Origin of the sequence: Acinetobacter sp. YH12252 (assembly GCF_013417365.1) — a bacterium.
In the GTDB taxonomy this organism is placed as follows: Bacteria; Pseudomonadota; Gammaproteobacteria; order Pseudomonadales; family Moraxellaceae; genus Acinetobacter; species Acinetobacter towneri.
On the sequence record NZ_VPEA01000001.1, the window covers coordinates 58,054 to 79,763 of the forward strand.

23 protein-coding genes and 1 pseudogene are annotated in these 21,710 nt (G+C 42.5%); 12 read left to right on the forward strand and 12 right to left on the reverse strand.

Annotated features, from left to right (window positions below):
• Positions 1 to 46 precede the first annotated feature (46 nt).
• From bioA to bioD, 4 genes are read left to right on the forward strand one after another with little or no spacing between them, the layout of a single operon-like run.
• Positions 47 to 1,330, forward strand: coding sequence for an adenosylmethionine--8-amino-7-oxononanoate transaminase (gene bioA / locus FTV28_RS00275; RefSeq protein ID WP_179989342.1), 1,284 nt, complete (start codon positions 47 to 49; stop codon positions 1,328 to 1,330).
• Positions 1,327 to 2,484, forward strand: a complete 1,158-nt coding sequence (locus tag FTV28_RS00280) for an 8-amino-7-oxononanoate synthase (RefSeq protein ID WP_179989212.1) — start codon at positions 1,327 to 1,329, stop codon at positions 2,482 to 2,484. Before bioA ends, FTV28_RS00280 begins: the two co-directional genes overlap by 4 nt.
• 8 nt (positions 2,485 to 2,492) lie before the next feature.
• Entirely contained in the window at positions 2,493 to 3,302 is an 810-nt protein-coding gene (gene bioC / locus FTV28_RS00285) for a malonyl-ACP O-methyltransferase BioC (protein WP_179989213.1), read from the forward strand.
• The gene (gene bioD, locus FTV28_RS00290; protein ID WP_096902081.1) at positions 3,299 to 3,949 is read left to right on the forward strand and encodes a dethiobiotin synthase; all 651 of its coding nucleotides are present in this window, start codon (positions 3,299 to 3,301) and stop codon (positions 3,947 to 3,949) included. The genes bioC and bioD overlap by 4 nt, the downstream gene beginning before the upstream one ends.
• A 401-nt stretch (positions 3,950 to 4,350) precedes the next feature.
• Here bioD and rluB read toward each other — a convergent pair.
• The 6 genes and pseudogenes from rluB to FTV28_RS00320 form a co-directional block, all read right to left on the reverse strand.
• A pseudogene (rluB, locus tag FTV28_RS00295) lies at positions 4,351 to 5,274 on the reverse strand (23S rRNA pseudouridine(2605) synthase RluB); the annotation flags it as partial.
• 41 nt (positions 5,275 to 5,315) lie between these two features.
• Positions 5,316 to 5,909 carry an SMC-Scp complex subunit ScpB gene (scpB, locus tag FTV28_RS00300; protein ID WP_154320996.1) on the reverse strand — a complete coding sequence of 198 codons (594 nt, stop codon included), beginning with the start codon at positions 5,907 to 5,909 and terminating at the stop codon, positions 5,316 to 5,318.
• Complete coding sequence (locus FTV28_RS00305; protein ID WP_179989214.1) at positions 5,906 to 6,700, reverse strand: ScpA family protein; 795 nt, start codon at positions 6,698 to 6,700, stop codon at positions 5,906 to 5,908. The genes scpB and FTV28_RS00305 overlap by 4 nt, the downstream gene beginning before the upstream one ends.
• Before the next feature lie 219 nt (positions 6,701 to 6,919).
• A complete protein-coding gene (locus FTV28_RS00310; RefSeq protein WP_179989215.1) occupies positions 6,920 to 7,201 on the reverse strand; it encodes a hypothetical protein in 282 nt (93 codons plus the stop codon).
• Between the two features lie 68 nt (positions 7,202 to 7,269).
• Complete coding sequence (locus tag FTV28_RS00315) at positions 7,270 to 7,887, reverse strand: L-threonylcarbamoyladenylate synthase (RefSeq protein WP_004972336.1); 618 nt, start codon at positions 7,885 to 7,887, stop codon at positions 7,270 to 7,272.
• Between the two features lie 99 nt (positions 7,888 to 7,986).
• Positions 7,987 to 8,649 carry an elongation factor P hydroxylase gene (locus tag FTV28_RS00320; protein ID WP_096902070.1) on the reverse strand — a complete coding sequence of 221 codons (663 nt, stop codon included), beginning with the start codon at positions 8,647 to 8,649 and terminating at the stop codon, positions 7,987 to 7,989.
• A 98-nt stretch (positions 8,650 to 8,747) separates the two neighbouring features.
• On the opposite strand from FTV28_RS00320, the gene FTV28_RS00325 reads away from it, so the two are divergent.
• The 6 genes from FTV28_RS00325 to lysM all read left to right on the forward strand — a co-directional run bounded on the left by FTV28_RS00325 (position 8,748) and on the right by lysM (position 12,531).
• A complete protein-coding gene (locus FTV28_RS00325) occupies positions 8,748 to 9,305 on the forward strand; it encodes a DUF177 domain-containing protein (RefSeq protein ID WP_131260705.1) in 558 nt (185 codons plus the stop codon).
• Positions 9,306 to 9,381: 76 nt separating this feature from the next.
• Positions 9,382 to 9,567, forward strand: a complete 186-nt coding sequence (gene rpmF / locus FTV28_RS00330; RefSeq protein ID WP_000290730.1) for a 50S ribosomal protein L32 — start codon at positions 9,382 to 9,384, stop codon at positions 9,565 to 9,567.
• A gap of 204 nt (positions 9,568 to 9,771) precedes the next feature.
• Positions 9,772 to 10,758, forward strand: coding sequence for an ACP S-malonyltransferase (fabD, locus tag FTV28_RS00335; protein WP_179989216.1), 987 nt, complete (start codon positions 9,772 to 9,774; stop codon positions 10,756 to 10,758).
• A complete protein-coding gene (fabG, locus tag FTV28_RS00340; protein WP_019837736.1) occupies positions 10,755 to 11,489 on the forward strand; it encodes a 3-oxoacyl-ACP reductase FabG in 735 nt (244 codons plus the stop codon). Before fabD ends, fabG begins: the two co-directional genes overlap by 4 nt.
• 83 nt (positions 11,490 to 11,572) lie before the next feature.
• Positions 11,573 to 11,809, forward strand: coding sequence for an acyl carrier protein (gene acpP / locus FTV28_RS00345; protein ID WP_001279871.1), 237 nt, complete (start codon positions 11,573 to 11,575; stop codon positions 11,807 to 11,809).
• Between the two features lie 248 nt (positions 11,810 to 12,057).
• Positions 12,058 to 12,531, forward strand: a complete 474-nt coding sequence (gene lysM, locus FTV28_RS00350) for a peptidoglycan-binding protein LysM (protein WP_168418821.1) — start codon at positions 12,058 to 12,060, stop codon at positions 12,529 to 12,531.
• Here the strand turns inward: lysM and FTV28_RS13520 are convergent.
• From FTV28_RS13520 to FTV28_RS00375, 6 genes are all read right to left on the reverse strand, one after another.
• Positions 12,514 to 12,987 carry a hypothetical protein gene (locus FTV28_RS13520; RefSeq protein WP_257222771.1) on the reverse strand — a complete coding sequence of 158 codons (474 nt, stop codon included), beginning with the start codon at positions 12,985 to 12,987 and terminating at the stop codon, positions 12,514 to 12,516. The genes lysM and FTV28_RS13520 overlap by 18 nt on opposite strands.
• Positions 12,988 to 13,089: 102 nt before the next feature.
• Positions 13,090 to 13,581 carry a pyridoxamine 5'-phosphate oxidase family protein gene (locus tag FTV28_RS00360; protein WP_178319281.1) on the reverse strand — a complete coding sequence of 164 codons (492 nt, stop codon included), beginning with the start codon at positions 13,579 to 13,581 and terminating at the stop codon, positions 13,090 to 13,092.
• Between the two features lie 280 nt (positions 13,582 to 13,861).
• On the reverse strand, positions 13,862 to 15,145 hold the full coding sequence (locus FTV28_RS00365) for a ribonucleotide-diphosphate reductase subunit beta (RefSeq protein WP_179989217.1): 1,284 nt from the start codon (positions 15,143 to 15,145) through the stop codon (positions 13,862 to 13,864).
• Positions 15,146 to 15,284: 139 nt separating this feature from the next.
• Entirely contained in the window at positions 15,285 to 15,419 is a 135-nt protein-coding gene (locus FTV28_RS13525; RefSeq protein ID WP_004972322.1) for a hypothetical protein, read from the reverse strand.
• 62 nt (positions 15,420 to 15,481) lie between these two features.
• The gene (locus tag FTV28_RS00370) at positions 15,482 to 15,640 is read right to left on the reverse strand and encodes a hypothetical protein (protein ID WP_179989218.1); all 159 of its coding nucleotides are present in this window, start codon (positions 15,638 to 15,640) and stop codon (positions 15,482 to 15,484) included.
• A 124-nt stretch (positions 15,641 to 15,764) separates the two neighbouring features.
• A complete protein-coding gene (locus tag FTV28_RS00375; RefSeq protein ID WP_179989219.1) occupies positions 15,765 to 18,587 on the reverse strand; it encodes a ribonucleoside-diphosphate reductase subunit alpha in 2,823 nt (940 codons plus the stop codon).
• 589 nt (positions 18,588 to 19,176) lie between these two features.
• Between FTV28_RS00375 and bfmR the strand changes: the two genes are divergently transcribed.
• Together bfmR and bfmS are read left to right on the forward strand one after the other, a co-directional pair.
• A complete protein-coding gene (gene bfmR, locus FTV28_RS00380; protein ID WP_070152993.1) occupies positions 19,177 to 19,893 on the forward strand; it encodes a response regulator transcription factor BfmR in 717 nt (238 codons plus the stop codon).
• 62 nt (positions 19,894 to 19,955) lie between these two features.
• The gene (gene bfmS / locus FTV28_RS00385) at positions 19,956 to 21,623 is read left to right on the forward strand and encodes a sensor histidine kinase BfmS (RefSeq protein WP_368856235.1); all 1,668 of its coding nucleotides are present in this window, start codon (positions 19,956 to 19,958) and stop codon (positions 21,621 to 21,623) included.
• The last annotated feature ends 87 nt before the right edge of the window (positions 21,624 to 21,710 follow it).

Consider the following 21,710-nt stretch of genomic DNA (forward strand, 5'->3'; position numbering starts at 1 on the left):
TCAAGTTTTTTACAAGATCAAGGATGATGGTGGGATGACAGAACAGATGGATTTGGCTTTTGATCGTGAACATCTTTGGCATCCTTACACCTCTATGACTCAGCCCTTAACAACCTTTAAGGTTAAGCGGGCATTTGGCAGCACCATTGAACTTGAAGATGGTCGCCAGTTGATTGACGGCATGTCATCGTGGTGGTGCGCGATTCATGGCTATAACCATCCTGAGCTGAACCGTGCTGTGACTGAGCAACTCGACAGTATGGCGCATATCATGTTTGGTGGATTGACCCATCGTCCTGCTATTGAGTTAGGGCGTTTGTTGCTCGAAATTACCCCACCGAGTTTAGATAAAATTTTTTATGCAGATTCAGGCTCCGTCGCCGTTGAAGTGGCGCTGAAAATGGCTGTGCAATACTGGACTGCACAAGGCAAAACTGAAAAAACCAATTTTATTACCACCCGTTCTGGCTATCATGGCGATACATGGAATGCCATGTCGGTTTGTGATCCTGTTATAGGGATGCATCAGGTTTTTGGCTCAAGTTTGGCGCGTCGTTATTTTGTATCTGCACCACAAACAGGTTTTGACCAAGAGTGGAATCCTGCCGATATTGCAGAATTGGCGCAAAGTTTGGTAGAGCATCATCAGCAGATTGCCGCCATGATTATTGAACCAATTGTGCAAGGTGCAGGCGGCATGCGTTTTTATCATCCTGAATATTTGCGTCAAGCCAAATTGCTTTGTGAGCAATATGATGTGTTGTTAATTTTTGATGAAATTGCCACAGGTTTTGGGCGTACAGGCAAGTTGTTTGCATGGGAACATGCTCAGGTCGAACCCGATATTATGTGTATCGGCAAAGGGCTGACAGGCGGTTATATGACTTTGTCTGCCACATTGACCACGAAGCATGTTGCAGAAATGATTTCGCAGGGTGAGGCAGGTGTGTTTATGCATGGCCCGACCTTTATGGCAAATCCACTGGCTTGCGCGGTTGCAGTAAAAAGTACCCAATTATTATTAGAACAAGACTGGCAAGCCAATATTCAACGCATTCAGCAGCAACTTGAACAGCATTTAACGCCATTGGCTAATTTGGCATGGGTGCAGGATGTGCGGGTTTTAGGTGCAATTGGTGTGGTAGAACTTAAACATGCTGTCGATATGCAAAGCTTGCAACAAGAATTTGTGCAACGCGGTATTTGGGTGCGTCCATTTGGTAAATTGGTTTATGTGATGCCGCCGTATGTGATTACAGCAGCAGAACTAAATACTTTATTGCAGCAATTGGCTGAGGTGGTGGCAGGCATGCAAGGAGCGAGCGCATGAGTTTACTCGATCACTATGCAGAACAGCTTGATCAGCTTCGCCAACAGGGTAATTTTCGTCAATTTCGCAGCAATCAGCAGCAAGGTAAAACAATTGAAATTCAGCAACAGCAGATGCTGAATTTATCTTCCAATGATTATTTGGGTTTAGCCGCTGACTTGCGCTTACGTGAACAGTTTTTTGATGAAACACCGAATGCACAGCGTTTAATGAGTGCATCTTCATCACGTTTACTGACTGGAAATTTCCCTGCTTATGAACAGCTTGAAGCCACATTAACGCAATTATTTCATGGGCGAGCTGCTTTGCTGTTTAATAGCGGCTATCACATGAATATTGGTATTTTACCTGCATTGGCAGATTTGAAAACCCTAATTTTGGCCGATAAACTGGTACATGCCAGCATGATTGATGGCATTCGTTTGTCATCTGCCAAATATTTGCGTTATCGACATAATGATTTGGCACATTTGCAGCAATTGCTGACGCAATATCATGCCGATGACAATTATGAACGCATTATTGTGGTGACTGAATCCATTTTTAGTATGGATGGTGATGAAACTGATTTAGCCGCATTGGTCGCGCTGAAACAGCATTTTGCCAAAGTCATGTTATATGTCGATGAAGCACATGCGATTGGCGTACGTGGGCAGCAAGGTTTAGGTTGTGCCGAACAATATGGCGTGATTGATGCCATTGATTTTCTGGTTGGGACGTTTGGCAAAGCCGTTGCTTCAGTTGGGGGATATTTGATCTGTGATCCGATTATCCGTGATTACCTAATTAATCGGATGCGCCCGCTAATTTTTAGTACCGCACAGCCACCTATTTGTATGGCGTGGACGCAGTTTATGCTGAATCAGATTGTGCACATGCAGGCACAGCGTCAGCATTTGGCGGCCTTGAGCCAATCTATACAGCAGGGGATTCAGGCCAAAGGTTTTGCTTGCCCATCAACTTCGCAAATTGTACCTGTGATTATTGGCGACTCTACTGCAACTGTAAGCAAAGCCCGACAGTTACAGACTGCAGGTTTTTATGTGATGCCTGTACGTCCACCGACTGTGCCGCAAGGCAGTTCAAGACTGCGGATTTGTTTAAATACGCAATTTGAAACGGCAGATTTAACACAGTTACTGGATTTGCTTTGAGTGTGCGTATGCGTATAGATAAGGCACAAGTGGCACAGCGTTTTGCCCGCGCTCATCAGAGTTATAAAACGCATGCCGTGGTACAGCAGCAAATTTGTCAGCAGTTAATGGCAAAAATGCAGCAATATATTGTGCAGCAAAAGTTGTCAGATCAACCTCAGCCTTGCTTTGAAAACGTCTTGGAAATCGGCTGTGGTTCAGGGAATTTAACCGACTTGCTACTGCGTGAATTTCAAATTCAACAGCTGACTTTAAATGATTTATATGCCGAAGTGTTGCATGCGTATCTGCATAATCCTCAAACAACTAGTACGCAAATTCATGGCTTAATTGGCGATATAGAACAGCTCGATTTTCCGCAGTCTTTGGATTTAATTTGTTCGAGTTCGGCTTTGCAATGGGTGGAAGATTTTGGAGCATTATTGCGCAAGGCGAATCAAGCGTTAAAGCCGCAAGGGTATTTGTGCTTTTCGACGTTTGGCCCTCAAAACTTGACTGAAATTAAGCAATTAACAGGTCAAGGCTTACATTATTTGAGTATGGATGCGTTACAACAACAGCTTAAACAGCAGGGCTTTGAAGTATTACACTGTTCAGAGCAGCTTGAATCATTAAGTTTTGAACATCCTAAACAGATTTTGCAGCATTTAAAAGCCACAGGTGTCACGGGTACAGCACAAGGGCAGCGTTGGAACAAAACGACTTTAACCGAATTTTATCGGGGCTATGAACAGTTTAGTCAGCAGCATAGCTCACAGCAAAAAAGTTATACGCTCACGTATCATCCTATTTATTGTCTTGCACGGAGAATGCCATGACAGCTCAAGTCTATTTTGTGAGTGGTATTGATACAGGGATTGGCAAAACCTATGCCACGGGTTATTTAGCCAAGACCATGAATGAACAGGGTATTCAGACCATTACCCAAAAACTGATTCAAACGGGCAATCAAGACGTTTCAGAAGATATTGAGCAGCATCGTAAAATTATGGGCAGTGAATGGTTGCCTGAAGATGATGACAAACTCACCATGCCTGAAATTTTTAGCTATCCTGCTTCACCGCATTTGGCTACACAAATTGATGGTCGTGAGATTGACTTTGCTAAAATTGAGGCTGCGACTGCGCAACTGGCAGCAAAGTATGATGCAGTATTATTAGAAGGTGCGGGTGGACTCATGGTGCCGCTGACCACAGACCTACTCACCATCGACTATATTGAGCAAAAACAATATCCTGTTATTTTGGTGAGTTCTGGGCGTTTGGGCAGTATTAACCACACTTTGCTCAGTTTGGAAGCTTTAAAAACACGTGGTTTGAATTTACATGCATTGGCATATAATTTGAACGATGAATCACAAGACCCTTTAATTTCGCAGGATACTGCCAAATATTTAAAAAATTATTTGTCAAAAAGCTTTCCAAAAGCACAGTGGATTGAAATTCCTGTATTGCCAAATATTTAATTTTTATTATTTTTTGTCCAACCAATTTGCCCAATAAAAAAGCCACACATGAACGTGTGGCTTTTTATCAATTTGGCGTATTTCAGCTTTTAGAATTTTTTAAAGCTTTTATTGCCAAACGGTTTGCGTGGTGCATTTTCGTCACGACGTTCACGGTTGCCGTAGCTGTTGCCATCCTGACGTGGTTCACGGTTGCTGTAGCTGTTACCATCCTGACGTGGTTCGCGGTTGCCATAGCTGTTACCGTCTTGGCGACGCTCACGGTTGCCATAGCTATTGCCGTCTTGGCGACGTTCGCGGTTGCCATAGCTGTTACCATCTTGACGACGCTCACGGTTGCCGTAACTGTTACCGTCTTGGCGTGGTTCGCGGTTGCCGTAACTGTTACCGTCTTGGCGTGGTTCGCGGTTGCCGTAACTGTTACCGTCCTGACGACGTTCACGCGGTGCAAAACCTGTGTTTTGTGCAGCTTCTTCGATGTCACGACGTTGCTGACGCAAGAAACCACCACGACGTGCTGCCAATGGTTTTTCTTGCATACGCTCATTGCGACGTTTTGCCATGCCGTACAAACCTGTGCCTTGACGTGGTTTTAATTCAACTGCTTTGGCAAGGTTGTCGATGTCATTTTTATCCAATTCCATCCAGCGACCTGTACGCAATTCACGCGGTAAAATTACCGTGCCGTAACGGGTACGCAATAGACGGCTGACTTTCAGACCTTGTGATTCAAAAATACGACGAACTTCGCGGTTACGACCTTCTTTTACCACCACTTGATACCAGCGGTTAATACCATCACCGCCAATTTCAGAGAAAGATTCAAACTTGGCAGGGCCATCATCTAGCACTACGCCGCGCAGCATGTTGTTTTTCAGTTGTGGTGTCACTTCACCCATCACACGAACTGCATATTCACGTTCAATTTCGTTCGATGGGTGCATTAAACGGTTGGCTAATTCACCATCGTTGGTGAATAGCAATAAACCTGTCGAGTTAATGTCCAGACGACCAACCATTACCCAACGATCATTGGCAATTGCAGGCAGGTTATCAAATACAGTTGGGCGCTGTTCTGGGTCGTTGCGTGAGCAAATTTCGCCTTCTGGTTTGTAGTAAATCAGAACGCGACGACGAATTTCATCTTCAATTTGGAACTGAACTTTACGACCATCGATGCGAAGCTCATCACCTGGTTCGATACGTTCACCCACTTGGGCAACTTGGCCGTTGACACTCACACGACCAGCGGCAATGACTTCTTCCATATAACGGCGAGAACCCAAGCCTACTCGTGCGAGTACCTTTTGCAACTTTTCACTCATGACAGCATAACCTTAGAAATGATCATCAACAGTTTACCTATTCAAGACACAGACGCAGATGCATCGAGTGCCATGAAAGCTTCCTTGGCATCCTGTAGGGGAGGCAATTGACTTAAGGAATTCAAGCCAAACGCATTTAAAAATTGAGGCGTTGTAACCAACAACGCAGGTCTTCCTGGGAGTTCTCGGAAACCTGATTCTTTAATCCAGTTCCAATCAAACAATGTACGTAAAATTTGACTATTGTTTGATACTCCGCGAATTTGTTCAATATCTGCACGGGTCACAGGTTGGTGGTAGGCAATCACCGCCAGTATTTCTAGCAGTGAGGGTGAAAGTCGGGTCGGACGTTCAGGCCATACCTGTGTAATAATTGTACGATACTTTGCCCGCACCTGAAAACGGAAACCTTGTGCGGTTTCGATCAGTTCAATCGAGCGACCATGTTGTAACATGGCCAATTGTTGTAAAAACTGGCGCAATTGCGCTTTGCTGTACTTATCTTGAAACGCTTCTTTCAGACGTGCTAAAGACACAGCACTGTCACTGGCAAAAATAATTGCTTCGAGTTGCATCAGCACTTCATGCTGTTGTTCGCCTTCAGACAAGCTAGAAATCATGGGTTCTGGATTCATGCCTGCGCCCCTTGAATGCTCAATGGTGTTTCAATCCCACTGCTGATAATGCACACTTTTTGCTGGCGAGTCAGTTCTAAAATCGCCATAAAGGTCACAACCATGCCCATGCGTCCCTGACTTGGTTTAAGCAACGCATCAAAACTCAGTACTTCACCCGATGCGAGTTTGGCTTCAATAAATGCAATCCGTTCTTCAAGTAAAACAGGTTCTTGCAAAATTTGATGGGTGACAGGTTCAGGACGATTAAAAATGCAGAACAAGGCATCACGTAATTGATCGGCTGCATAGCCGACATTATTGACTGCGGTATGCCCTAAGCTAACATTGGTAGCAAAAGTATCGCGTTCTAAAACAGGCATTTGCCCCAAGCGTTCAGCTGCTTGTTTGACTCTTAAATAGGTTTCTAAACGGTCAATCAGCTCTTGTTTTGGGTCTTTTTCAATGCTGCTGATACTGGCAGGTTTAGGCAACAACAGGCGGGATTTTAAATCGGCCAGTAATGCCGCCATCACCATATAATCGGCAGTCAGTTCAATATTTAGCGATTTCATGGCATCCATATACGACAGATATTGCGATGCAATCGGGGCAATATCTAACTGAAGTAAATCGAAGCCATTTTTTTGAATCAGGTAAATTAAAAAGTCGAGTGGTCCTTCGAAATGCTCTAACAGAATTTCAAATGCTGCAGGAGGAATATACAAATCCTCAGGAATCGACTCTTGCCACTCATCTAACACACGAATGTGTTGGGCAGGTTCCATCGCATTGTGGAGGGATTGATTCATTACAGTGTTGGGCCACGCGAATTTTCAAAAGCATGCAAATGCTATTTCCGCTTCAGATAAGAAGGAGATGGAGAAATAGCTCAGAATTAATAGCGGTTAGTCTAAAGGATATCGTGATTGAAATAAATCTGTTCTACGACCAAATATCAAAAAAAGCCTAAAATAAATCGGGATTGAGGGAGATTTAAGGCAAGTTGTAAAAATTAACTCATTCAATCTTTAAGTATTTATTTCTGTTTTATTCTGTAATGCGTATTCAATCATTGCCATGCAGCTGTCTTGTAAACACAGATTACGAGTTTGCGATTGCGCTAAAAGTGCTTTACATAGTGCTGCATCTAAAAAGTAAGTATAAGAATCGGGAGGTTCAGGTATTGTTGCTGTGAATGCAGTTTGGGAACACACGATTGCATCGGACTCTAGCGTCCACGGATTTTGCACATAAATGTGCATCTCATCCGAAAACTGCTGCAAATTTAACAATACCTGAAATAAAGTCATGGGTTTAATTCGTGCAAGTAAGGCTTTTAAACCGTAGTGCTGTCAATCGCTTTGCAGGTGGTGAATGCTTATTCAAAAGCACTCACATCTCCCACACCACGACGCACAATTTGCGGGTTGTCGCCCGATAAATCAATAATACTGGTGGTGCTAAGTGTGCCTAAGCCACCATCAATCAGTACATCAATACGTTTGTTGAGTTGTAGATCAATCTCGTATGGATCATCTAAAGGGTCTTCTTGCCCCGGTAAAATCAGGGTGCTGGTCAGTAAAGGTTCGCCTAATTCTTTAAGCAGCATGCGACAAATGGGGTTGCTTGGAATACGCAAACCAATGGTTTTTTTATTGGGATGCATCAAGCGACGCGGAACTTCACTGGTCGCAGGTAAAATAAATGTGGTGACCGCAGGCGTATTGTTTTTCAGTAGACGATACATGGCATTGTCCACTTTGGCGTAGGTGGCAATATCCGATAAATCGGCACAAATAATAGCGTATTGGTGTTTTGCGCCTAAACCACGAATTTGTGAAATGCGTTCCATCGCGTTTTTATTACCAATTTGGCAACCAATCGCATAAGCAGCATCGGTTGGATAGACCACCACATCGCCTGCGCGTATGCGTTCAACCGCTTGGCTGATTAGACGCGGCTGTGGATTTTCAGGATGTACTCTTAAATGCAACATATGAATTCCTCAGTAGCGTAAATGTGACGTTAGGCTCATTATGAAAGGGGATTGATGTCAGTTGCAATCATTGCCTTGTGCTTTATTACATTATTACATTTAATCCAAATTTTTTCGTTCAAACTCTGCAATTTGTAATGTTTTGCCACCTCGGGTGCAGTAACAAATACATTCAATAAAGCGTTTTGCATCGCGTGGTAATTTGGCTTCTCCGTTAAAATAACGCTGCACTTGGGCAAAGACATTGTCTTTAAATGTGCGGCCATCTCCACCTTCACCAGTCAGGTTATCTAAAGATACACGGAATTTTCGTCCAAACGCTTGAGCAAACAGCCATTCAATGGCTTGAGGTTTAATTTCAACCTGTTCAAATAAGGCTTGTTGTTCCTGAGTACGACCATCGGGAGCATACCAATAGCCTAAGTCTGGCAGTAAACGTCGTTGTTCGCCTGCGATGCTCCAATGGCTAATTTCATGTAAAGCGCTATTAAAGAAACCATGTGCAAATTGAATACGTGCAGGCTGTGTTGCCGTGGCAGGAAAGTACTCAGGTTCAAAATCACCTTTGACCAAGTTCACATTTAGGTGGGAAAACCAGTGATTAAAGTGTAAGATGAGCCAGTCCACCTGTTCCGTTTCTGTATTGAGTTTTGCCCAGTCCGAGAGTTGCACTTGGGGGTGCGAAGTGTCAGAATTGGTGGTTGGAAGTGTGCTCACAAGTGATGAAAAATTCACTTCTGTTTGCGGCTGCAACAGATGCATGACTGTGTTACCCAAAATTGGTCTGTCTAAATAAGTACAAAATTGTATCTTAATCTTTGACAGAGTACTGATGAATTTGTAGAATTGCCGCCTTAATTATGTCAGCAAATACCTTTCCGGCACAGATTGAGCCGTTTAAATGGGCTGAACAGGGCTTTACATGGTCAGGTAACCTGCCATTGTCTCGCTTTGCTCGTATCGCCCGTGAAGCTGTTGGATCAATTGATGATCAATTGGTTAACATAGACTGTAAGCTATCAATGGATGCGTATCATCGCATTGTATGGCTAGATGGTCATATTGAAACGAGAGTTCCAATGGAATGCCAGCGCTGCTTGGGTTCTGTAGAAATAGACCTCGTTTCAGATTTTCATCTAGCTCTTGTGGATGATGAGTCACTGATAGAGCGCTTGGATGAGGATGCTGATTTCATTGTATTAGGTGAAAGTGAAGCCACCACCAAAGGCGATTATGATTCGCCTGCGACGGCTAATTTACTGTCACTTATAGAAGATGAATTGTTATTGTTGTTGCCTTTATCTCCTAAGCATGACGCTTGCGAGCATAAGCATCAACCTGCCATTCAGAACATTGCTGAAGAAAAACGTGATAATCCGTTTGATGTTTTGGCAAGTTTGAAAGGTAAACTTAACTGAAAATTATGTTATAATTTCCAGTTAAGACAACTCAATTTGTTCTGATCCATTTTTTCGATCTTTGTAAGGAGCCATCATGGCCGTTCAGCAAAACCGTAAAAGTCGCTCTCGCCGTGACATGCGCCGTTCACATGACGCTTTAACCGAGAATGCATTAACTGTAGACCAAGCTACTGGTGAAACTCATCGTCGTCACCACGTAACTAAAGATGGTTTCTACCGTGGTCGTCAATTATTCGCTAAAGCAGCAGATGCTGAATAATTGGTGATGTATTAAGCGTCAAGCTTAGTAGAAAAAATGGGAGCGTAAGCTCCCTTTTTTTGTGCCCGATTTTTGTTGTATTTGGCAATTACTAAAAGCAAAATTAAGTGTTAAATTTTCGCTCCATAACTGAGCTTACATGAGAAGGTGTGGGTTGTAGTGGCTAAAAACTACAATTTGCGCATCTTAATTAAAGGATTTTTTATGTCTGCTAAACGACTCGAGCAAGCGGCTCAAGCCACTAAAACTGCATTTGTCTTTCCTGGTCAAGGCTCACAAAAAGCCGGTATGTTGGCTGAGCTTGCAGAACAGTTTAGCGGTGTGCGCGAAACATTTGCGGAAGCCTCTGAAGCAATTGGCTTTGACTTATGGCACATTGCACAAAGTGGTGAAGGTTTAGACCAAACAGAATTTACTCAGCCTGTATTACTCACTGCAAGTATCGCTTTATGGCATGTGTGGTTAGAGTTGGGTGGTGTTGCACCAAAATACTTGGCAGGGCACTCATTAGGCGAATACAGCGCATTGGTTGCAGCAGGCAGCCTAAGCTTGGGCGATGCAGTCAAATTGGTGAACTTACGTGGTAAGTTAATGCAAAATGCTGTACCACAAGGGCAGGGCGCAATGGCTGCCATTTTAGGCCTTGAAGATGCCAAAGTGCTTGAGCTATGTGAACAAGTGAATGTGCAAGGTCGTGGCTCGGTAGAAGCAGCCAACTACAATGCACAAGGGCAAGTGGTTATTGCAGGCGATACAACTTTAGTCGAAGCAGTAATGGCATTGGCCAAAGAAAATGGCGGTAAAGCCATTGCCCTGCCTGTATCTGTACCTTCACACTGTTCATTGATGAAACCTGCTGCCGAACAGTTTGCACAAGCTTTGGAACAAACTGCCATTGAGCTACCGCGTATTCCTGTAATACAAAATGTCAACGCTGGAATCGCGGCAGATGTTGCGCAATTAGGTCAGGCACTCACTGCGCAATTGTACCAATCGGTGCAGTGGACACAAACCATGCAATACCTACAAGATCAGGGTATTGAATATATCGTGGAATGTGGCCCAGGCAACGTATTGGCGAATCTTGCGAAGCGTTTACCGAATATCGAAAAAGCATTCCCACTCGACACACAAAGTCGTATGGAAGATGCACTAAATGCCATTTTAGTGGCAGAAGGGAAAATTGCATGACACAAGAACGTAAAGTTGCATTAGTCACAGGTGCAAGCCGAGGGATTGGTGCAGCCATCGCTCAGCAACTCATTCAAGACGGTTTTTTTGTGGTAGGTACTGCCACTTCTGAAGCGGGCGCAGAAAAATTATCGGCAAGTTTTGCAGAAAACGGTGCAGGTAAAGTTTTAGATGTTCGTGATGGTGCTGCCATTGATGCCTTAGTTTCTGACATTGAACAAAGCTATGGTTCAGTTTTGGTATTGGTCAACAATGCGGGTATCACCAAAGATAATTTGTTACTGCGTATGTCAGAAGATGATTGGGATGACATTCTCAACATTCACTTAAAGGCAGTTTACCGTTTATCTAAACGTGTCTTGAAAGGCATGACCAAAGCACGTTTTGGACGCATTATTAATATTAGTTCTGTGGTGGCACATTTTGCGAACCCAGGACAAGCCAACTATTCTGCGGCAAAAGCCGGTATTGAAGCATTCAGCCGAAGCCTTGCCAAAGAAATGGGCAGTCGTCAAATTACAGTAAACTCGGTTGCGCCGGGCTTTATTGCAACTGAAATGACAGATCAGTTAAGTGAAGAAATTCGCAAAAAAATGAGTGAGCAAGTGGCATTAAACCGTTTAGGTGATCCACAAGATATCGCAAATGCAGTGAGTTTCTTGGCTTCTGACAAAGCTGGTTACATCACTGGTACAGTGTTACACGTAAATGGTGGTTTATACATGAGCTAAGCTCAAGTATAAACTTTCAAAATTTTATAGATTCAATTAAACTAACGGCATTAAAAACGCCACAAGCAATGAGGAGAATTCCTGTGAGCGATATCGAACAACGCGTTAAACAAGCGGTTGCAGAACAACTTGGTCTTAAAGCTGAAGAAATCAAAAACGAAGCATCTTTTATGGATGACTTAGGTGCTGACTCTTTAGACTTAGTAGAGCTTGTAATGTCTTTCGAAAACGATTTTGACATCACAATCCCAGACGAAGATTCTAACGAAATCACAACAGTTCAATCAGCAATCGACTACGTAACTAAAAAACTTGGTTAATTGTTGATTTCAGCTCTGCTGAAATGAAAGCCACCGCAAGGTGGCTTTTTTATGCGCTGTCGTTTTTACAATCGAATATGAAAAAGGCGCATTTTGTGAAATGTATGATGTAGCTTACATTTTGTTACCAAGCTAATGTCTAATCACAACCGAAGTGGCTTATTTTTTAGTTATAAATAAATGAGAACATCGTGCTCATGCAAATGAGTGACGCTTTATAACAGCAGAAAAGAAAATAGGAGCACCTCATGGGTCTTTTTGATTTTGTAAAAGGGATTGGTAAGAAAAACACAGCACCTGCAGAGCCACAAGCTGCACCAAGCACACCGGCAGAACCTTCTGCACAAGAAATTGCCAACAAACTTTTGGGGCATGTAAAAAGCTTAGGTTTGCCAATTACAGGTTTATCGGTCAGCTATAACGCAACGACAGACTTAGCTACGGTGCGTGGACAGGTAAATAGTCAGGCAGACCGTGAAAAAATTGTTCTTGCGGTAGGTAATATTGACCACGTTGCACAAGTAGATGATCAACTCACTGTTGCAACACCAGAGCCAGAAAGCAAGTTCTACACAGTAAAATCAGGCGATACCTTATCTAAAATTTCTAAAGAGTTTTATGGGGATGCCAACCAATACAACAAAATCTTTGAAGCTAACCGTCCATTATTGAAAAATGCTGATGACATTTTCCCAGGACAAGTGTTACGTATTCCTGCTTAAATTTAAGTGGTTTGAATAAAAAAAGGCGCGCGATGCGCCTTTCTTTATTTTGTTTATAGCACTGTTCTGTGTGTAGTTGTTCTGCTGCGGTTTATTCAGGCGCAGTGGTCTGGTACTCCAATCCATCTTCAGGCTGCATATATGACAACATGGCTTTATAAATTTGACGTCCAAACTGTAAAGCGGTGAGTTGTATGGTGCTAAAACTTGGGCTGTCACGTAAAAGTTCTGTGTGATACAGAATAGGTGCGGTGGCATCGCCAGTATAGAGAAATAAGCATGCAGGCTATACAGAGACTTAGCTGTCAAGTTTGCTGCAGCCATAATACTTTGCGCCAGTAATTGCCCGCCATATACACGCGTGCCAAAGTGCGTTTGGCTTTGTCTAATAAAGTAATGTTCACTTTTTTGTTCTAACTGTAATAAGGCCAGTAAATTTTGGGTGCGGGTGGTCATATTGAGTGGTGCTTTTTATAGATTAAAATTGGGTTTTAGGGCGTTGCGTGGCTTTTTAAGTTGCTGTTTTTATGCCAATATGTGGCTATATTGTGATCACTATTATGTTAAATGATCCATCATATTAGGGTAGCTAATCCATCTGTAGCTCTTAATTTTAAACTCTCTGACATTTGTAAAATCAGACCAAATTAATTTACTGCCCTTAGTCCATTTTAGCGATTGGATACGTCGATTAACTTTTAATTTTTCTTCTTGTGTTGCAGGTCTCAAGTCCCCAAGTTCTCCATAGAGCCTTACACCAGGATAAGAACTAAATTGACCTTGAATAAATGAAGATAACCAAAATAGCTTGCTTGAATTTACAGCACTGATGCAAATATTGTTATTTGTTTGGAGATTTTCTGCGAGTAGTTTAGAGAATGAATCGAATAGAAAGCCTGTTCCATCATCATTTAAGAAAACTGTTCCTATTGGGGTGATGTTAGGTATGCCCTCTATAGAAACACTCGCAATATTTACATGCATATTTGCTTTTTGTGCTTTAGAAAAAACATTTTTAACTAGACTCCATTTACTTAAGTCAAGATTCATTTTTATAACCCCTTATTCTATTTATTTTTAACTTACATCTAATTTTAGTTCATTGATCAATAGAACTAATTTTATATTTTATAGAGTTTTTAAATTTAACATAATACAGCTTTAACTCCAAAAGCTGTTGGATATTATCCTTTTTGATTTTTTAAAGTAAATAAAAAATAGAGCCATTAGGCTCTATTTTTTTTAGCATCATATGTCATTCAAGTTTTGCTTTCGAGTGACACGGATGTGCTGCAAATGTCATTGGATGTGTCGTTTACCGCGGTAATTATTACCAGCTCAACGCACCGCCCGTCTGATAATCAGTCACACGCGTTTCAAAGAAGTTCTTCTCTTTACGCAAGTCCATCATTTCAGACATCCATTGGAACGGGTTGTTTACGCCAACAAACTGTTCAGGTAAACCGAGCTGACTTAAACGACGGTTACAGATGAATTTCAAATATTCTTCCATCATGCCTGCGTTCATACCCAATACACCACGTGGCATAGTGTCACGCGCATATTCAATTTCAAGCATCGTGCCTTCAAGAATCATTTGAATCACTTCTTGCTGGAATTCTGCAGTCCACAAGTGTGGGTTCTCAATCTTGATTTGGTTAATCATGTCGATACCAAAGTTCAAGTGCATAGATTCATCGCGTAAAATGTACTGGAATTGCTCTGCAACACCATTCATTTTGTTACGACGGCCCATCGACAAGATTTGGCTGAAACCGCAGTAGAAGAAAATACCTTCAAGTACACAATAGAATGCGATCAAGTTGCGTAGCAAAATTTGGTCGTTTTCTGGTGTACCTGTTTTGAAAGTAGGATCACTTAAAGATTGCGTGTACTTCAAGCCCCATGCTGCTTTACGTGCAACCGATGGTACTTCGCGGTACATATTGAAGACTTCACCTTCATCCATACCTAACGATTCGATACAGTACTGGTAAGCGTGAGTGTGAATCGCTTCTTCAAAGGCTTGACGCAAAATGTACTGGCGGCATTCAGGGTTGGTAATGTGGCGATAAATTGCCAATACCAAGTTGTTAGCAACCAATGAGTCTGCAGTAGAGAAGAAACCAAGTGAACGCATAACAATGGTGCGCTCATCTTCAGTTAAGCCATTTTCAGACTTCCACAACGCGATGTCGTGGTTCATGTTGACTTCTTGCGGCATCCAGTGGTTTGCACAACCATCTAGATATTTTTGCCATGCCCATTCGTATTTGAACGGTACAAGCTGGTTTAAGTCTGCACGACAGTTGATCATGGCTTTATCATCAACCTGTACGCGCGATGCACCCATTTCTAGTTCTTCAAGACCAGGTGCAACGTCCAATTGATCTAGAGCGTTAGATGCTCTTGCCAACGGATCGGTTGAATCTGTTGTTCTACTTCTAGGGGCTGCAGCGGGTTGTGCAGCTGCCACAGTCGTCTGTGGTTGCTCTGCATCAGATACCATCTGCGTATCATGCGCTTTTTGCGGCTCGATGGGCGCAGACTTGTGTTCAGGAGCAGCCGGTTTTTGCGAATCATCTTCGAAATCGTCCCAACTTAGGATAGACATATCAATTCTCTCTTCGTTGCTTTATATCTTTTATGGACATCCAGCCACGCTGAGATGTCTTAATATACGCTTAATTTGTGAAAGCAAAATTAAGTTTTGCTCATCTTGGTCTGAAAAATGTACATTCCGACCAATTTGCTCACGACTTATTTTGCTTTCGTTGTTGTTTTGCCGCTTGTACCCAAAAGTAAGCAATCGGTGCGTAAAACAACACTACAAAGGAAACCAGCAAGACCGCGAGTCCTAACATATAGTTGTGGGTCATGTGTGGCATGGTGATTTCCTTGGTTATTCAACTGGATTGGTTGCCCTAAGTTTTAAGACAACCAAAAAATCTTATAAATTAAAAGTTGAACTCAATAATTTTGTTACTAACTCATTCTCTAACAGAATATTAATCGCTAGCAAAAGGCTTGATGTTGCTTCTACTAAATTTGCACAACTGTTTAAAATATCAGCTAAAGCTAGTAAAAATGTAATGATTAATAAGCTCATGATAGCTCCATTTATATTGTAAGAAGCTACTTTCATGGCGATGTGCTAGTAAAAACATCTACTAGAGTCACATTATTTGCCACGTAGGTAGCTAATAATGTTTTCTGACTTCTAGTTATTTATTTTACTGACAAGCCTCACAATCAGGATTATCAATACTACATGCCATTGGCACTGGTGCTGCTTGAGCAAAATCTTCATCAACAGCTGCAGACGCTTCTGGTGTAACGGCTGCCACAGGGGCTGCTGTTACTGTTGCAGGTTTTACTGCGTTCAATGCGCCCGTGTTAATGGTCGATTTCTCTGCAGACGTTGCACCCAATGCACGTAGGTAATAAGTCGTTTTCAGACCACGTAACCATGCCATTTTATAAGTCAGGTCAAGTTTCTTACCGTTTGCACCTGCAATATACAAGTTCAACGATTGCGCCTGATCAATCCATTTTTGACGACGTGATGCTGCATCTACAATCCAGCGTGGTTCAACTTCAAACGCAGTCGCAAAAATCGCTTTCAATTCTTCAGGAATACGTGAAATTTTTTGTACTGAACCTTCAAAGTGTTTCAGGTCATTCACCATCACAGAATCCCACAAATCACGCTCTTTCAATGCACGAACGAGGTAAGGGTTGATTACTGTAAATTCACCAGACAAGTTCGATTTCACATACAAGTTTTGGAATGTCGGCTCAATAGACTGAGAAACGCCACAAATATTTGAAATGGTTGCAGTCGGAGCAATCGCCATCACGTTTGAGTTACGCATACCATCTTTTTGAACTTTGGCACGTAAGCTGTCCCAATCCAAACGCTGTGTACGGTCTACTTCAAACATACGTTCTGGACGTGATTTCGCCACAATGTCTAAAGAGTCAATTGGCAAGATGCCTTGATCCCACAATGAACCTTTAAATGTTTCGTAAGTACCACGCTCAACCGCCAAGTCGCTAGACGTTTGAATCGCGTAGTAGCTGATTACTTCCATAGATTCATCGGCAAATTCAACTGCAGCATCTGAACCATAAGCCAAGTTCATCTCATAAAGCGCATCTTGGAAGCCCATGATGCCCATACCAACAGGACGATGTTTCAAGTTTGAATTACGTGCTTGTGGTACAGCGTAGTAGTTGATGTCGATGACGTTGTCGAGCATACGTACTGCAGTTTTAATAGTACGTGCCAATTTCTCACGGTCTAACACACCACCTTGAACGTGTTGTACAAGGTTGATAGAACCCAAGTTACATACCGCGATTTCATCTTGGTTCGTATTTAGGGTAATTTCAGTACACAAGTTAGATGAGTGCACTACACCAACGTGTTGTTGCGGTGAACGTAAGTTACATACGTCTTTGAATGTGATCCACGGGTGACCTGTTTCAAACAGCATTGACAACATTTTGCGCCATAAGTCCTTCGCACGAAGTTTTTTATGCAGCATGTTAGTTTCTTTGGCAATGCTTTCGTAGTACGCATAACGCTCAGCAAAAGCTTCGCCCGTCAAATCGTGTAAATCTGGTGTTTCAGATGGCGTGAACAGTGTCCATTCTGCATCTTCAAAGACGCGTTGCATGAACAAGTCAGGTACCCAGTTGGCTGTGTTCATATCATGGGTACGACGACGGTCATCCCCTGTGTTTTTACGCAGCTCTAGGAATTCTTCGATGTCTAAGTGCCAAGTTTCTAAGTACGCACATACCGCACCTTTACGCTTACCACCTTGGTTGACCGCAACAGCTGTATCGTTAGCAACTTTAAGGAACGGAACAACACCTTGAGATTTACCGTTTGTTCCTTTGATGTATGAGTTCAAAGCACGTACTGGCGTCCAGTCATTGCCTAAACCACCTGCCCATTTAGACAGCATTGCGTTGTCACGCATTGCACCATAAATGTTGTAAAGGTCATCAGAAATTGTAGTTAAGTAACAGCTTGATAACTGTGGACGTAGCGTACCTGAGTTAAACAGGGTAGGCGTAGAAGCCATGTAGTCGAAGCTAGACAATAAGTTATAGAACTCGATTGCACGTGCTTCACGGTCATCTTCATTAAGCGCCAGACCCATTGACACACGCATAAAGAACAATTGTGGAAGTTCAAAGCGTACGCCATCTGAGTGAATGAAATAACGGTCAAATAAAGTTTGCAGACCTAAATAGGTAAACTGGTTTGAGCGTTCAGGCTGAATCGCTGCAGCAAGTTTGGCAAGGTCAAACTCAAGTAAGTCTGCAGAAAGCAAATCAAGTTCTACACCTTTTTTCAGGAAAGTTTCTAATGCTTCGCCTTCAGGTGTATCTGTTGCCAAACCTAAAAACTCTAAACCTGTTGCCACCAAGTCATTACGCAATAAACGCGCAGTCACATAAGTATAGTTCGGCTCTTGCTCAATACGGGTACGGGTCGCCATCATCATGGTGGTTGAGATGTCAGACTCTTTTACACCGTTGTAGAGGTTTTTCACGGTTTCATCAATGATGGCATCTACATCAATGCCTTCTAAACCTTCTGCCGCTTTATTCACGGTTGCTTTTAAAGCACCTAAATCTAGTGGTTTAAGCTGACCGTTTGCGTCGGACACTTGTAACGTCGGGTGATGGTTTTCACCTGCTTGCTTACGTGCTTCTGAGCGTTGTTCACGGTAGATGACATAAGCACGAGCAACTTTTTGCTCGCCTGTACGCATAAGCGCCAGTTCAACTTGATCTTGAATTTCTTCAATATGAATGGTTCCGCCAGAGGGTAAACGACGGTTGAATGTGTTCAACACCATTTCAGTCAGTTGTTCGATCCGATCATGAATGCGGCTTGAATCGGCGCTTTGTTGACCTTCTACAGCCAAAAACGCTTTGCCAATTGCAACTGCAATTTTTTCAGCATCAAAAGCGGCAACATCACCAGTGCGTTTAATCACTTGTAATTGACCAGGGGTTGAGGTGATTACGCTCATGTCAGCATAGCTCCATTGTCATCTATTGTTATGTTTATGGACCATTAAACTGGGCAAAACTTAGGCCGCAGTGATTGAGGGATAAACACAAGACTTAGTGGTTTAAAATTGAATTGAACACAAGATACGGGAAAATTGAGGGTAGATCAATATTGACTTTTTCTTTTAAATTTTGACTATTTTAGGATTCAAATTTATCTCAAAAATACCGAATTTTGTCCTTTCGGCTATAAGCCTTATCAGACAAGGGCATAGCATAGCAAAGCTCGGAAAAACTGCTTATAGATAACCTTGTGGATAACTTGGAAAGTTAGGAGATAATTTTTCTAAATCAAGCAAGGGCTTGATCTAGTGCAAAAAATACCCATTTTGTAACTTAATATTTCTTAAATGTGCCCAAAAATCACTAAAACTAGAAAAATACTATAAATTCAATGCTTAATAAAAATACAACAAAATACTACGCAGATGTATCATTTTGGTGAACAGTATCTTGTTTACAATGTAAACGTGTGTATATTGCAAACTATATCAAGCCCTATCTCTCAGATTTTAAAAGGATAGGTTGAATCCAATAAAGGGACAGACTATGAGTCAAGAAGAAAAGTTAACAAAAATTTTAATTGTTGAAGATGATGAACGTCTTGCACGACTTACGCAGGAATACTTAATTCGTAATGGTTTAGAAGTTGGGGTAGAACCAGATGGCAACCGCGCGATTCGCCGTATTATTGCCGAGCAACCAGATCTTGTGGTGCTCGATGTGATGTTACCAGGTGCCGATGGTTTAACTATTTGCCGTGAAGTTCGTCCACATTATCACCAACCGATTTTGATGTTGACTGCACGTACCGAAGATATGGATCAGGTGCTAGGTTTGGAAATGGGTGCCGATGACTATGTTGCAAAACCTGTGCAGCCGCGCGTATTGTTGGCGCGTATTCGTGCTTTATTACGCCGTACCGACAATGTGACTGAAGATGAAGTGGCACAGCGCATTGAATTTGATGATTTAGTGATTGATAACGGTGGCCGTTCTGTGACTTTAAATGGTGAATTGGTTGATTTCACCAGCGCAGAATATGACTTATTATGGTTATTGGCTTCGAATGCAGGGCGTATTTTATCTCGTGAAGATATTTTTGAGCGTCTGCGCGGCATTGAATATGATGGTCAAGACCGTTCAATTGATGTGCGTATTTCGCGTATTCGTCCAAAAATTGGCGATGATCCTGAAAATCCAAAACGTATTAAAACGGTACGCAGTAAAGGTTATTTGTTCGTTAAAGAAACCAACGGCATGTAATACGCTTTTTTCTGAGTTTAATACCGACTCAAATATAAAATAAGTCACATAGGACGGGTTTTGTGCTTAAACACAGTATATTCTTGCGCATCTATGCAGGATTGGTGATCTTAGTTGCGGTAGTTGCCATTTTGGCTTACTTATTGGTGCAAATCATCAACTATCAGCGTGCGCAAGAATATCGTGAGTCTTTAACTGATGGTATGGCTTATATTATTAGTGAAGGGATTGCACGACAACAAAACGAACAGCAAAAGAAAGACTGGATTTCTGATGCATCGGATTTGCTAGAATTGCCCATGTATTATGTGCAGGCAGACAAAGTAGATTTGTCGCGCACAGAGCTTCGACGGATTAAAGAACGTAAAGCCGCTGTGCGCTTTGATGCCAAAAATATGATTGCCTATATTATTTTGGGCATGAAAGATGATCCCAAGCATTTTCTCTACATTAAGGTGCATAAAATTAGGGAGCGGCAGATGAGAGCGCTGCCGATTTTTGTGCTGGACTACCTGAGCTTTTATCCAGGTCAAGAGCGCGAATATCTGGAAAAAATTAAAAAGCACTTCTATTATCCCATTGAAATTGCCGATATCCGAGACATTAACCTCGACCCTGAGCAGATTAGCCGTTTGCGTCAGGACCAGAGCGTGCTGCTGTATAAAGACAGTGTCAGCATGCGTGGTACAACCATCTCGATTGTGTCACCGATGCCAAACTCCCCCTCAGAAGTTTTGGTTTTAGGGCCTGTACCGTTATTTGACTGGATGCCATTCCAGTTGGCAGCAGGCATTACCTTGCTCAGTATGTTTATGTTGAGTTTAGGGGTTTACGGTCTGATCTTGCCTATGCAGCGTAAAATTCGCCAAGTGAACTATGCCTTAGACCGTACCAAATCGGGCGATTTAAACATGCGTTTGCCTGTAGATGGCACAGATGAAATGGCAAGTTTAGCATCGAGCTATAACAGCATGTCCGACCATATTCAGCGTTTGATTGAGGCGCAGCGTGAACTGATGCGTGCTGTTTCGCATGAGCTGCGCACGCCTGTGGCACGTATCCGTTTTGGTATGGAAATGCTGGCAGAAGAAGATGATTATGAATACCGCTTACAGCAAGTCGAAATGATTGATAAAGATATCGAGGCTTTAAACACCTTGATTGATGAGATCCTGACCTATGCCAAGCTTGAACAGGGCATGCCATCTTTAGAGATTGAAAAAATTGTTTTGGTTGAAGTGCTAGAGCAGGTGGTTACGGAAACCGAAGCGCTGAAAACTCAAAAAGATATTCAGTTGCTTGCACCACCTGTAACGTTGGAAGTGGAAGCTGAACGCCGTTACCTGCACCGTGTGGTACAGAATTTGGTGGGCAATGCAGTCCGTTACTGTGAGCATAAAATTTTGATCAGTGGCGGCATTAACGAGCAAGGCATGGCCTATGTTTGTGTGGAAGATGATGGGCCAGGGATTCCTGAACAAGACCGTGCACGTGTATTTGAAGTCTTTGCCCGTTTGGATGACAGCCGTACCCGCGCTTCAGGTGGTTACGGTTTAGGATTACCTATTGTGAGCCGCATTGCTTATTGGTTTGGTGGGAAGGTTGAAGTCGATCAGAGTCCGAACTTGGGCGGTGCACGTTTTACGATGGTTTGGCCGGCCAAACGGTTTCGTAAGCCAAGAAAAAAAGCCGCAGCAGAGAAAGAAAAAACCACCGATTCATTGACTTGATTTGAGTGCATCAAAACTAATTTTAGACATAAAAAAACCAGTGCAATTCAAGGCACTGGTTTTTTTTATTGCTTTTTTATCTCTATG